Raw genomic sequence first — 14,156 nt, forward strand, 5'->3', positions numbered from 1 at the left:
AAAACTTGATATTTTTTACAAATCACCAAATTTTCTATATTAAAAAGAAGAACCTTTTGAAATTTATTTTAAAGATACGCTTTGATACGATGATTTAAAAGAAATTAAATTTTTCTCAATAATTTTTTCAGAAATTAAATATATCCGTATTGGACAATATTTACTCGAGAATAATATTGAGAATCTTTCAATTTTCTCATAGAACTCTATTTATAGAAGTTTTAAGAAAAAGATCAATTTGGTTTTAACTGATTTTTTCAAATTCAAAATATTTTTAGATTTTCAAATGTTTCCAGATTTTTTCAACTTTTTTTTCTATAGATTTTTTCATTTTGATAGTTCTTCCCCATGCTCTATTTGTTTCTCCTGGAAACTTATTAGTAGCATCAATCCCCATCTTCGAACCTAATCCTTCTATTTCTGAAGAAAAATCAAGATAATCTATTGGTGTATTTTTTATCAAAAATACATCTCTACTTGGATCTGATCTAGTAGATATTGCCCAAATCACTTCCTTCCAGTCTCTTGCATTAATATCTTCATCGCAAACTATAATGAATTTAGTATATATAAATTGTTTTAAATACGTCCATATTCCCATCATTACTTGTCTGGCTTGCCCTGAATACTCCTTTTTGATTGTAACAATCGCAAATCTATATGAACACGCTTCATAAGGAAGGTAAAAATCTACAATTTCAGAAAATTTTTTTTTCAGTATTGGTATTAATATTTCATTCATTGCAATCCCTAAAACGCTCGGTTCATCTAAAGGTCTTCCAGAATAAGTAGAGTGATAAATGTAATCATTTCTTTTAGTAATGTGTGTAACAGTGAACACTGGAAATTTTTCCACTGTTCCATAATATCCAGTATGATCTCCATGTGGACCTTCTTGAGAATATTCTTCAGGATGAATATATCCTTCTAAAATTAGTTCAGAGCTTGCTGGCACATGAATAGGAATGGAAATACATTTTGTAACTTCTGATCTATAACCTCTTAAGATTCCAGCAAAAGCATATTCAGAAATTTCATTAGGAATAGGAATAACAGCTGAAAGAATAGTAGCTGGATCTGCTCCAATGGATACCGCAATTGGAAAGGGTTGGGATGGATATTTTTTTTTCCAAATATAAAAATCTGAAGCTCCACCTCTTTGTGGTAGCCATCTCATAATTAGCTTGTTTTCAGAGAGCAATTGTTGTCGATATATTCCTAAATTATATCGATTTAAATTTTGGTTTTTAGTAATTGTAATTCCAAAAGTTATAAGAGGTGCGACATCTTTAGGCCAACATCGCATGATCGGTATATCGAATAAATTTATATTATTTTCTTTTAAAATAACTTCTTGACAGACTGCTCTTTTAACATTTTTTACATTTGTAAACCAAATACTTTTTAACTTTTTTAATCTTTTCATAAATCCAGAAAAATTTTTTGGAGCATTTGGTTCTTTTAAAAAAGCTATTAATTTTCCTATTTTTTTTAAAGATTGGGTGTCATTTCCTCCTATGCTCATCGCGATTCTTTCAACTGTTCCAAATAAATTGCATAAAACTCTTTTTTTAAAAAATCCGGTTGGATTTTCAAAAAGTAAAGCAGGACCTTTAGAATGTATTGATCTTCTTGAAAGTTCAGTCATTTCTAAATTTGGATCAACTTTTTGTCGAACTTTTTTAAGTTTATTTTTTTTTTCTAAAAAGTTTAGAAAATCTCTTAGACTTCTGTATCCATTTTTCATGTATAAATGATAATTCTTGTAAGAAGATTAATGTTCATTTTAATAAAAAATATCTAATCACTATAGATTGTTCTTATGAGTTGGAAAACAGATATCAAATAGTCTTATGTTCAGTCATATAAAAATAGATGTTTAAAAATCTCTTTTTTTGAATAGATTAACCAAAAAAGAAAAAGAAAAATCTTAAAAATTGAGCATAAAAAAATTAATCCCATGATGCATGTTAATCGATTTACTTTTTTAGAATTTTTTAATAATAATTGACTGTTTTTTTTTTCAATGTTTTTCATATAAAAGTCATTAAACTTTAGAAATTTATCAATTAGATCTGGAAATTTAATAAAGTATTCTAAAAGAATGGGAATTTTTTTCTTTATTTTATTTAGAAAAGATGAAATTTTCAATTGTTGATGCAACCATCCCTCAATAAAAGGTTTTGCAGTTTTCCAAAGATCTAAACTGGGATATAACTTTTTTCCTAAACTTTCTACGTATAACAAATTTTTTTGAAGCAAGACAAGTTGAGGATGAATCTTGATATCAAAATTGTTTAATATTCGAAATAATTGTAATAAAAACTTTCCGAAAGAAATTTCTGAAATTGGTTTTCTAAAGATTGGTTCACATATGGTTCGTATAAAAAGTTCTATTTCGTCAATTTCAGATTCTTCTTTATTTTCTTTATCAGATAATTCAAATAAAGATTCCGCTATTTTTCGATAGTTTCTGTTAAAGAAATTGATAAAGTTCTTTGCAAGAAAATATCTGTTTTGTTTGGTTAAAGATCCGACAATTCCACAATCAACACCAATATATCTTGAAGATTTATAATCAACTAATATATTTCCCGGATGCATATCTGCATGAAAAAAGTTGTCTCGAAAAATTTGTTTAAAAAATATCTTTACTCCATTTTCAGCGAGTTTCTTTAGATTTAAATTATATTTATTCAATTTTTTCGTATTTAAAATTGAAATTCCATAGATTCTTTCTGCAATCATTATATTTTTTCTGGAATGTTCTATGTATATTTTCGGTATATATAACATAGGATCATCTCTAAAATTTCTTCTTAATTGAATGGTATTCACAGACTCATTTAAAAGATTTAACTCATTAAAGATAGTTTTTTTATATTCTTTTATAAGATCTTCGATCTGAACACATTTTATTTTATAAAATAATTTTATCCATTTAGCTAGTTTGGAGAGCAACTTAATGTCTATCTCTATTATCGGTATGATATCGGGTCGAATTACCTTAATTACAACTGATATATTATTTTTTCTTAAAATCGCAGAATGAACTTGAGAAATGGATGCAGATGCTATAGGATTTTCATTAAAATGAATAAATATTTTTTCAAAATTTTTTCCTAAAGATTTTTCAATATATGTTTTTGCTAGTTTTCCGTCAAATGCTTTTACTTTATTTTGAAGTAAAGACAATTGTTTGCAAATATTCCTTGAAAACAAATCATCTCTTGTAGATAGAAACTGTCCTAATTTAATCCATACTGGACCAAGCTCTTGAAAACTTAAACGAATTCTTTTTGCAAGTGACTTTTTTGATTTTATAAAGAAAGGAAAAATTTTAACTTTTCTATTCAGAAGAATTTCCAATAATCTATATTTTAAGAAAATCTTAAATACAAAAAAAATTCTTCTTATTTCTTTCATTTTTATATGAAACATAACTTCTTTAAAGGATCTTGATAAGAGAATATTTCAAGAGAATTTTTTAAATAAAAATGAGCTCTTTTTAAACGATGATCAATTGAATATGGTTTTATATCCTACATGAATCGAAACTATTCCTCCAATCAAGTTCAAGTAATTGACTTTTTTAAATCCAGATTTTTCAATCATTTTTTTCAAATAATTTTGATCAGGATGAACTTGTATAGATCGTATTAAATATTGATAACTGTGAAAATTGTCAAAAAATAATAATCCAAGATACGGTAAAAAAAAGGAGTATATAGAATATAACTTCTTTAAAGTTTTGGAGGATGGCTTAGAAAATTCTAGTATTACCAATTTTCCTCCTGTTTTCAAAACTCTAAAAATGGATTTAAGAGATTTTTCTTGATCTTGAATGTTTCTTAGTCCAAAAGAAACTACTACAACATCGAAAGAAAAGTCTTCAAAAGGTAAATTTTCTGCAGAAGCTTGAATATAGTATATATTTTTTATTAAACCGAGGTTTCTTATTTTTCTTTTTCCAATTTCTATCATACGTTTGTTAATATCTACTAAAAATATTTTTCCAGAATTTTTAAGAATTTTTGCAAATTTTATTGTTAAATCTCCGGTGCCTCCAGCTAAATCAAGAACTGTATGGTTTTGTTTTAAATTACAAACTTTTACCGCAACATTTTTCCAAATTCTATGTGTACCAAGTGACATCATATCATTCATTAGGTCGTAATGATCGGATGAATGGTTAAAAATTGATTTGATATATTGATTGGATATTCTGTTAAACATATATGACGTTAATTCTTTTTAATTTTCTTTGCTTTCAATTGATTTAATGTTGCTAAAAACAATTTTGACTCGTTTTCTTAATTCTAAAGATTCCAAAGATACATAACTTTCAATTATCAATTTTCCTTCTGAGGTTTTTCATGGATATCTCTTATTTAAGAAGGTCTTATTAGAAAAGGTTTTTCTTAATTTCTGAATTTAAGAAGCAATGTAGAATTCATTGTTTCTTAACATATTTATTTTTCGGAATTATAATTCTTTTTTTATTTGAAACTTTTGGTAAAGTATTTCAAGAGCGGATGAAATTCTTCTATTTTTAATTTCAAAGTTACGACTTTTTGAAGTTCTAAATTTAAATTTTTTTGTTGTTAATGAGTTAATTTGACTTATAAGAGTGCAAAGTAATGTTGGAAATATAAAGATGATTCAATAAAGAATAAAAATATTGTTTTTCTAAGAATATTTCTAATTTTTTCAAAATAAGCTTTAATTTTTCGTTCGGTTTTCTTGTATCATTTTCTAGCACAATATATCTAATCAAATAAGAACTACATTTGGAATCAAATAATGAAATTTTTTTAAATGTTAAAAAAGTTCTCTTTGATATTTTTATTTTTATCATGATTCAATCCTGTTTTTAGGAAGAAAAATTTTTGAGAAGTAATTTATTTTTTATGTTTAAAAATTTATGATCTATTAGAGAATAACTATTTTGTAAGAGGGTATTCTTTTGAAGAAACATTCATTTTTATTCTGATTTAACAAACTTCTTTTCAAGCAAGATAAGGTTAGCTCTTTGCGTTACAGAAATTATTTCAGAATTTATTCGTCATTTCAGTATTCTCTCAATTTAAATCTATTTTATTTGAGGTTTAAAGAAGATCGTATGGAAAAACTACAAGAACTTTTTGTAGAATCGATTATGTGAACGACACGATACAAAATTACTTTTGATTTTCTTTAGGGGATTTATGAAAGTTTTAAAGTTTGGAGGAACATCACTTGCAAATTATAAGAAAATGATTTCTGTAGCTAAAATAATTATAAAAAAATTTCAGTACGAACCTATCGCAGTTGTGTTGTCTGCTCCAGGGAAATCAACAGATTTTATATTAGATGCAATCGAAGCTTCGACTAGAAACGAAAATATTTTATTGTATATCCAAAAAATTAAAAGTTTTTTTTTTCCATTATTTTTAAATTAAAAACATATCGATCTAAATTTAGATTTGTGAAGATAAAGCTGAAAATAGAAGAGACAGTCGATTATCTTTATGAAAACTTAAAAAAAATTTCTTCTAATTCGGAAAATTATTCGGAAAAAATATATTCTCAGTTAATTTGTACTGGAGAAAATTTGTCAGTTGACATTATGCAAGAAATTCTTCTATCACTTGGTTATTCTACCACAGTCATCAATCCACTTGATTTTTTATTATCTGACAATAATAGTTATGTAGATGTTAAAATCAATTTAACAAAATCAATTAATCAATTTTCTTCTTTAAAGATATCATATGATCGAATAATATTGATGGCTGGATTTATAGCAAAAAATAGAAAAAAAGAACTTTCTACACTTGGAAGAAATGGATCAGATTATTCCGCTTCTGTGCTTTCTGCTTGTCTAAAAGCTAATTTTTGTGAAATATGGAAAGATGTAGATGGAATTTATTCTTGCGACCCAAATATTGTTAAAAATTCTTTTTTAATTAAAGAGATCTCCTATCAGGATGCAGTTTTATTTTCCAAATTTGGAGCAAATATATTGCATCATAGATTCATTTTTCCAATTCAGAAGTTTGGCATTCCTTGTGTTGTTAAAAATACTTTTTCCCCATTTTCAAGAGGAACTTTGATTACTAATACATTTAAAAATAAAAATCTTTCTTTGAATTTAATAAAAGGAATCACTATCTCTAAAGATGTAATTATAGTCGAAATTTATCGAACTGATAAAAAAACTGTTGAAGAAATTGAAAATAAGATACTTAATGATTTTCTCAAATTTAAGATATTAATGATAAATTATAAAAATGTTTTTCTTCAAAAGGGAGTATTTTTATATTATAATCGAAAAAAAATAATTCATTATACATTAAAAAATTTCTTATTTGATCAAAAACATGTTAAAAATGGACAAAGCTTTACATTGATAAAGAAAATGTCAATTATATCGATAATTGGTGATTTTCGTCGATCATACGAGAAAGTATTAAAAAGTTTAATTAATTTTCTAAATAATTATAAAATAGAAACATTCTTTATACTTGTAGACTCGTCAGGTCAAGCGATTTCGATACCTATTTTAAGTAGTTCTATAGAAAAGATAGCAGAACTATTCTACCATTTTTTTTTCAAAAGAAGAAGTTAATTTCTTTTGTTAACTTATAAAGGTTATTTGATTTTTGATTCAGAATCATTATGTTCAAAAAAAATTTTCCCATCGAAAAACGGTTCAATTAGTTGACAATTGAGTCCGTATTGAGTGAAATTTCATACTTTAATAGATTGAAAATGAATAATTTTTTACTAGTAGAAAAAACATGAATAAATTAATCTCTTTAAAGAAAATAACTAATGTAATGGCTGATACTTCAGATTTGGATGAGATTCAAAAATATCGACCAAACGATGTGACAACTAATCCTTCTTCAATACTTAGTTTTGTAGAAAATAAAAAAAATGATTATTTTCTTAAAACTATTTTTCATTCATTCGATTTTGATAACTTTTCTAGAGAAACAATTGGTTCTAAGTTATATGAAATAATCTTAATTAGGTTAGCTTCGGAAATTGTAAAAATGATACCTGGAAGAGTATCAATAGAGATGAATTCTCGCTTTTCTTATGATGAAGAGAATTGTTTTGAAATATCTAAAAAAATTATACAATCCCTAGAAGAGGAAGGAATTAAGAAGAACAGAATTCTAATCAAGATAGCATCTACTTGGCAAGGAATACAAGCTGCCAAAAGATTGGAAAAAATTGGAATAAATTGTAATTTGACTTTAATTTTTTCTTTTGCACAAGCAATTGCTTGTGCAGATTCCAAAGTTCATTCGATTTCTCCTTTTGTCGGAAGAATCACAGACTGGTATCAAAACAATGAAAACAAGAAAAAATTAGATGATCAGGAAGATCCAGGAATCAATTTCGTAAAAAATATTTACAAATATTATAAAAGTAACGGATTCAATACAAATATTATTGGAGCAAGTATTCGAAGTACAAAACATATTTTTGAACTTTCCGGATGTGATTATTTAACTATCCCCCCTCAATTACTTCAAAAATTAAGTTGTTCTCGAGGAGAAATAAAAAGAAAAATAATTAAAAAAACTTACTTAAACAAATATCAAAAGAATGAAAAAATGACAGAATCTGATTTTTATTGGAAACATTGTTCTGATAATATGGCAAATTTTAGCTTATCTAACGGAATCCATAAGTTTTTTGTTGATCAAGAAAAATTAAAAAGATTCATTCTAAACAGATTTTATAAAAATTTTTAGATAAGTTAGTTTTTTCTAGAATTCTATATTCTTTAAATTTAATTCCTGAATTTATAAAACTGAAAAAAAATCATGCTTTTTCTAAAAAAGCTAAACCGTATCGAAAACCGATATGAATCTTTTCTGATTGATCCAAGAGTTTCAAAATTTTGGATTTTATTTTTTTGAATAAATTTTTTCTTTTTACCCTTGATGAACATGATTAATGCCCCAATCTTTCATATTACGATGTTGATTGTCTTTCTAAGAAAAAATTTTAGAAAAATAAAACAAATTCTATTTTTAATATGCTTTATTAAATGGACTACGAATTGAAAATTCGTTAATTTTGGAGGAATTTAATGGGAAAAATTATCGGTATTGATCTTGGAACAACAAATTCTTGTGTAGCTACAATGGATGGAGGGCATGCTAAGGTATTGGAAAATAGTGAAGGAGATCGAACTACCCCTTCTATTATTGCTTATTCCCAAGAAGGAGAAATATTAGTAGGACAGCCTGCAAAAAGGCAAGCTGTAACCAATCCAAAAAATACTCTTTTTGCTATTAAAAGATTAATTGGTCGTAGATTTCGAGAGGAAGAAGTTCAAAGGGATATTTCTATTCTTCCTTACAAAATTGTTGAAGCTGAGAATGGAGATGCTTGGATAGAAGTAAAGGGAAAAAGAATTGCTCCTCCTCAAATTTCAGCAGAAATCTTGAAAAAAATGAAAAAAACCGCAGAGGATTATCTAGGGGAGAAAGTATCTGATGCAGTAATTACGGTTCCTGCTTATTTTAATGACGTTCAAAGGCAAGCCACAAAAGATGCAGGAAGAATCGCTGGTTTGAATGTGAAAAGAATAATTAATGAACCAACAGCAGCTGCTTTAGCGTACGGATTAGATAAAGGAGTTGGAAATAGAACAGTTGCAGTTTATGATCTTGGAGGAGGAACTTTTGATATATCCATTATTGAAATAGATGAAGTAGATGGAGAAAAAACTTATGAAGTTCTTTCTACAAATGGAGACACTCATCTCGGAGGAGAAGATTTTGACAATAGATTGATAAATTATTTGGTGAATGAATTTAAAAAAGAAAACGGATTTGATTTAAAGAATGATCCTTTGGCAATGCAAAGATTGAAAGAAGCTTCCGAAAAGTCAAAAATTGAACTTTCTTCTTCTCATCAAACCGAAGTAAATTTACCGTATATCACCGCTGATTCTTCCGGTCCAAAACATATGAACATCAAAGTCACAAGAGCAAAATTAGAATCTTTGGTGGAAGATCTCGTTCGAAAATCAATGCATCCAGTTGAAATCGCTCTAAAAGATGCAAATTTGAGTGTTGGACAGATTAATGATGTTATATTGGTAGGTGGACAAACAAGGATGCCAATGGTTCAAAAAGCTGTTGCTAGATTCTTTGGAAAAGATCCTAGAAAAGATGTAAATCCAGATGAGGCAGTTGCGATAGGTGCTGCTGTTCAGGGAGGTGTATTGGCAGGAGATGTTAAAGATGTTTTATTATTGGATGTTACACCTTTATCTCTTGGAATAGAGACTATGGGGGGAATTATGACAACTTTAATTTCTAAAAATACCACTATTCCAACCAAACATAGTCAAGTTTTTTCCACTGCAGAAGACAATCAATCTGCTGTTACAATACATATTTTACAAGGAGAAAGAAAACGATCTTCTGATAATAAATCTCTTGGTCAATTCAATTTAGATGGAATTCAACCCGCTCCAAGAGGAATACCTCAAATTGAAGTAACTTTTGATATTGATGCGGATGGTATTCTTCATGTTTCTGCAAAGGATAAAAAGACTGGGAGAGAGCAAAAAATAGCAATTCAAGCTTCTTCTGGATTAAAAGAAGAAGAAATTAGGAAAATGGTAGATGATGCAAAAATGAATGAAAAATTTGATCAGCAATTTGAAGAATTAGTAAAAGTCAAAAATCAAGCTGATCAAATAATACATAGTACTAAAAAACAAATTTTGGAAATTAAAGAAAAGATTACTTTTGAAGAGAAAAAAGATGTAGAGAAACATTTGAGTCTTCTAGAAGAATCTGTTAGAACTGAAGATAAAAAAGAAATCGAAAAAAGAATTCAAGATTTAATTCAAATTACTTCTAAACTTTTGGAAAAATATAGAAATAAAAATTCAGGAGATAGTCAAAATAGTCATGAAAATTTTTCTTCAAAAGAAGAAAAAAAAGATAAGGAGAATGTAGTAGATGCTGAATTTGAGGAAGTAAAAAAATAGTAGAACAAGGATCAATGAGATTTTTTTCAATTCCGAAGATTCTGAATTCGGGCGTCGAGACTACTCGTCGCCCTTATTTCTATATTGATTTTTTTGGTAAATGAGGATGTCGAAAAGAAATTATTATGAAATATTAGGAATATCCAATACTGCTGATGATAAAGAAATAAAAAAAGCATACAAACGATTAGCAATGAAATATCATCCAGACCGTAATAAAGGAAATAAGAGATCAGAAGATCGTTTTAAAGAAGTTAAAGAAGCGTATGAAATTTTATCTGATCCGAGAAAAAGATCTGCATATGATCAGTACGGACAGTCTGCGTTTGATCAAATGAATATAAACGGAGGATTTAATAATGATTTCTCTTCTAGTGGAACGTCTGATTTTGGAGATATATTTGGAGATGTCTTTGGAGACATTTTTGGAGGGAATAAACGTTCTTTTTCTAGAAGAAGAGGATCGAACCTGCAATATGAGATTTTTCTCTCTTTGGAAGAATCTGTTTTTGGAGTTGTTAAAGAAATTAAGTTGCCGAAATTGGTAATTTGTCATTTTTGTAATGGAAATGGTTCAAAATTTGGAACACATTTATCTATTTGTAAAAACTGTAATGGTTCTGGGCAAATTCAAACAAGACAAGGATTTTTCACAGTACAACAAACTTGTTCGAATTGTTCGGGAAGAGGAAAGATTATTCAGGAACCATGTAAAAAATGTCATGGAGATGGTCAAGTTCAGAAAGATAGGATATTATCTGTAAAAATTCCTTCTGGAATCAGCAATGGAGATCAAATTCGTCTCAATGGTGAAGGAGAATCTGGAAAGAATGGAGGACCAAACGGAGACCTCTATGTTCGAATTAATGTTAGAAAACATGATATCTTTTGGAGAGAGAAAAACGATCTATATTGTGAAGTTCCAATTGATTTCATAACAGCTTCTTTAGGAGGAAAAGTTGGTGTTCCGACTCTCCATGGAGTGATTTCTTTAAAGATTCCTCCTGAGACACAAAATGGTAAGATGTTTAGAGTTAAGGGTGGTGGAGTTCGTTCTTCCTATTACACAGGAGATTTGATATGCAAAATTTTTATAGAAACTCCTGTCAATTTAAATGATAGTCAGAAAAAGCTATTAAGACAATTTAAGGAAACATCTGATTATAAAAGAGACGGAAAACAGAACAATCCGATTTCAATTAAATTTTTGGAAAAATTAAAAAATTTTTTGAAAAAAATGAGAAATTAAAATTTATAAAGATCAATGAACAAAATCTTTAACGAGAGATCATAAATTAAATTCATTTTTAGAGAAAAATATTAAAGATGCTATCGAATTTAATAGAATTAATTTAAACTTACATAGTTGAATATTAAATTAAAGTCTTTAATTCTATAAGATTTCTTTTATGATCCATTTACTCAAGAGAAATTTTTTTTTAAATTTGTTTTTAATATTTAACTCACTGATTTTTTATGCGTCTTTCTTATAAAAGAAGTTCATAAATTCTTTTAGGATTTTTAAGTTATGTTGCTTATAAAAAGAGCTATTCGATCTGATTTTTTCGGTGGAATACTTTTAATATTCTCTATCTTGCTTTCACTATACATGGTGAGTAGTCCTCATAAAGATTCGTATTACGAGTTTCTAAATACTTCTGTTGTTTGTAAAGTGTGGAACTTAAGAATCGATAAGCCTCTTTTGATCTGGATTAATGAAGGTTTAATGAGCATATTTTTTCTTACAGTTAGTCTAGAAATTAAGAAAGAATTCTTAAAAAAAGAATCTCTAAGAAGCAAAAGTCGATTGATTCTTCCTATTTTTTCAGCTATAGGAGGAACTGTAGTACCAATAATTATTTATTTAGCTTTTAATTTCTCTAACAAAATTGCAATAAAGGGTTGGGCTATTCCGGCTACTACTGATATCGCTTTTGCTGTCGGAGTAATATCTATTTTCGGGAATCGTGTCTCTAAAGAACTGAGAGCTTTTTTACTTGCTTTAGCTACTATAGATGATTTGATAATAATTTTTATTATTTCTATATTTTATTCTCAATTTATTTCTATCTCTCATTTGCTTTTTTCGATTTTTCCGATTTCTATATTATTTTTTATGAATCGATGTAAGATAAAAAATGTTTTATTGTATCTATCTTTTGGAATTATATTATGGTATTTCTTATTGGTTGCAGGAATTCAAGCTTCCATATCTGGAGTGATCATAGGTTTGATGATACCGTATAGGAAAAATGTTCAGAAATATTCTTCTTGCCCCACATCAATAGAAAAGATTTTTCATCGATTAGTAATTTATTTCATTCTCCCGATATTTGCGTTTTCTAATTCAGGAATCGATTTAACTAAACTAATTTCGGATGAAACATCCATAATATTTTCTACTGTATCAGTAGGAATTGTTTTTGCTTTAGTTATCGGAAAACCTACTGGAATTTTTTTATCTGTTTTGACAATGTTAAAATTAAACTTCGTTAAGTTACCAAAGAAAATTAGCTTAAATCAAATATTTTCAATTTCTGTTCTTTGCGGAATCAGCTTTACTATGTCAATCTTTATAGCTGGAATTACATTTGATCAAAATTTTGAAAGTTTTTTAAATTGTTCTAGAATAGGAATATTTATAGGATCTTGGATTTCAGCAATTCTTGGAGCGGTTTTATTAGGGTTCACTTTGCCTAAAAAGATTAATTCATCTATCTAGAATTTCCTTAAAAAAAGACCTTTTTTGAATAAAATTTATTCTTTATTTTTTATTTCAATTTTTTTCTATTTATAGAAGTTTCGAAATCTGATTAATTTTTTTGGATAATCTAGATTTTTTTCTAGATGCCTTATTTCTATGAATCACATTTTTTTGTGAGAACCGATCAAGTATTGATTGAACTCGATTAAAATAGTACTTTGCTTGTTCGATATCTTTGTTAGATAAAAAAGAAAGGACCCTCTTTGTGAAGGTTTTAATCATAGATTTTCTTCTCATGTTATTACGACGTAACTTTTCTGACTGTTTAATCCTTTTTTTAGAAGATTTCATCTTTCTTAGTTTTCTCCAAACTTTATATATTAATTTTTGATTTTAATTGTTCCACTGATATCTTGTCAAAGATATTTTTATTTTTTTCTATCGAACATTTAGTCAGTGTATTTTTAATTGTTTGTTGATTGCATGATGATTTTTTGAGATTTTATGAAGTTGATTAGAGGAATACACAATATACGAAATCAGCATTATGGTTGTTCTTTAACGATAGGAAACTTTGATTCCGTTCATATAGGTCATCAGATGATATTGAAAAAATTAATTCAGTACAAATATCCAGGATCTCCCACAGTAGTTATGATTTTTGAACCCCAACCAATAGAGTTTTTTTTAGGAAAACTAGCTCCAGCTCGTTTAACTGGATTAAGAGATAAGATAAAATATATTTCAGAATATGAAATAGATTATCTGCTTTGTGTAAATTTCAATCGATCTTTTTCTTCTTTAACCCCAGATGATTTTATTGACCAATTACTGATTAAAAAATTAGGAATACAATTGTTGGTAATAGGAGATGATTTTCAATTTGGTAAAAATAGACTTGGTAATTTTAATCATCTCTTTCAAGCTGGAAAGAGGTACGGATTTCATGTTTTCAAAACTAAAAGTTTCTTTAAAAGAGGTATTCGAGTGAGCAGTACATCTATAAGACAAGCCTTGATGAAAGATGATTTAAGTTTAGCTAGGAATTTAATAGGAAGACCTTATCAGTTAAGTGGAAGAGTGATTCATGGAAAAAGATTAGGAAGTACTATTGGGTTTCCTACTGCCAATTTGCTTTTTAAATACTTTACTATTGCAATCAAAGGAGTATACGTAGCTGAAGTTCAAGGTATTTTAGAAAATTCGATAAGATCTGTGGTAAATGTGGGATTTAGACCAACTGTAATGGGGAAAAATAGACAAATTGAAGTTCATCTAATTGATTTTCAAACAAATATATATGGTAGTCATATAAATATTATTATACATAAGAAATTACGTGAAGAAAAAAGATTTAACTCTATTTTTGAACTGAAGAAACAAATCTATGAAGACATAAGTCAAGCAAAAAAATTTTTTAAGCTCTTTATATCTAGGTAA

Annotated in this window: 11 protein-coding genes; 7 read left to right on the forward strand and 4 right to left on the reverse strand. The window is 27.5% G+C overall.

Annotated elements, in window-relative coordinates; genetic code table 11:
- Window positions 1-274: 274 nt before the first annotated feature.
- The 3 genes from AOE55_RS02430 to ubiE all read right to left on the reverse strand — a co-directional run bounded on the left by AOE55_RS02430 (window position 275) and on the right by ubiE (window position 4,236).
- Window positions 275-1,747, reverse strand: a complete 1,473-nt coding sequence (locus tag AOE55_RS02430; protein WP_013087423.1) for a UbiD family decarboxylase — start codon at window positions 1,745-1,747, stop codon at window positions 275-277.
- Window positions 1,748-1,857: 110 nt separating this feature from the next.
- On the reverse strand, window positions 1,858-3,441 hold the full coding sequence (locus AOE55_RS02435) for an AarF/UbiB family protein (RefSeq protein ID WP_013087728.1): 1,584 nt from the start codon (window positions 3,439-3,441) through the stop codon (window positions 1,858-1,860).
- Window positions 3,442-3,519: 78 nt separating this feature from the next.
- Window positions 3,520-4,236, reverse strand: a complete 717-nt coding sequence (gene ubiE / locus AOE55_RS02440; RefSeq protein WP_013087788.1) for a bifunctional demethylmenaquinone methyltransferase/2-methoxy-6-polyprenyl-1,4-benzoquinol methylase UbiE — start codon at window positions 4,234-4,236, stop codon at window positions 3,520-3,522.
- 971 nt (window positions 4,237-5,207) lie between these two features.
- Between ubiE and AOE55_RS02450 the strand changes: the two genes are divergently transcribed.
- From AOE55_RS02450 to nhaA, 6 genes are all read left to right on the forward strand, one after another.
- Window positions 5,208-5,441 (forward strand): bifunctional aspartokinase/homoserine dehydrogenase (AK-HD), encoded by a 234-nt coding sequence (locus AOE55_RS02450; RefSeq protein WP_013087890.1) that lies wholly within the window; start codon window positions 5,208-5,210, stop codon window positions 5,439-5,441.
- Window positions 5,442-5,467: 26 nt separating this feature from the next.
- Window positions 5,468-6,610, forward strand: a complete 1,143-nt coding sequence (locus AOE55_RS02455; RefSeq protein ID WP_013087459.1) for an aspartate kinase — start codon at window positions 5,468-5,470, stop codon at window positions 6,608-6,610.
- 172 nt (window positions 6,611-6,782) lie between these two features.
- Entirely contained in the window at window positions 6,783-7,751 is a 969-nt protein-coding gene (locus tag AOE55_RS02460) for a transaldolase (protein ID WP_013087516.1), read from the forward strand.
- 341 nt (window positions 7,752-8,092) lie between these two features.
- Window positions 8,093-10,012, forward strand: coding sequence for a molecular chaperone DnaK (dnaK, locus tag AOE55_RS02465; protein ID WP_013087439.1), 1,920 nt, complete (start codon window positions 8,093-8,095; stop codon window positions 10,010-10,012).
- A gap of 106 nt (window positions 10,013-10,118) precedes the next feature.
- Window positions 10,119-11,261, forward strand: a complete 1,143-nt coding sequence (dnaJ, locus tag AOE55_RS02470) for a molecular chaperone DnaJ (RefSeq protein ID WP_041855190.1) — start codon at window positions 10,119-10,121, stop codon at window positions 11,259-11,261.
- A 279-nt stretch (window positions 11,262-11,540) separates the two neighbouring features.
- Entirely contained in the window at window positions 11,541-12,734 is a 1,194-nt protein-coding gene (gene nhaA, locus AOE55_RS02475) for a Na+/H+ antiporter NhaA (RefSeq protein ID WP_013087442.1), read from the forward strand.
- 69 nt (window positions 12,735-12,803) lie between these two features.
- Here nhaA and rpsT read toward each other — a convergent pair whose 3' ends face one another.
- A complete protein-coding gene (rpsT, locus tag AOE55_RS02480) occupies window positions 12,804-13,067 on the reverse strand; it encodes a 30S ribosomal protein S20 (RefSeq protein WP_013087693.1) in 264 nt (87 codons plus the stop codon).
- Between the two features lie 153 nt (window positions 13,068-13,220).
- On the opposite strand from rpsT, the gene ribF reads away from it, so the two are divergent.
- Window positions 13,221-14,156, forward strand: a complete 936-nt coding sequence (gene ribF / locus AOE55_RS02485) for a bifunctional riboflavin kinase/FAD synthetase (RefSeq protein ID WP_013087561.1) — start codon at window positions 13,221-13,223, stop codon at window positions 14,154-14,156.

The sequence above is a fragment of the Candidatus Riesia pediculicola genome (assembly GCF_002073915.1).
Classification (GTDB): domain Bacteria; phylum Pseudomonadota; class Gammaproteobacteria; order Enterobacterales; family Enterobacteriaceae; genus Riesia; species Riesia pediculicola.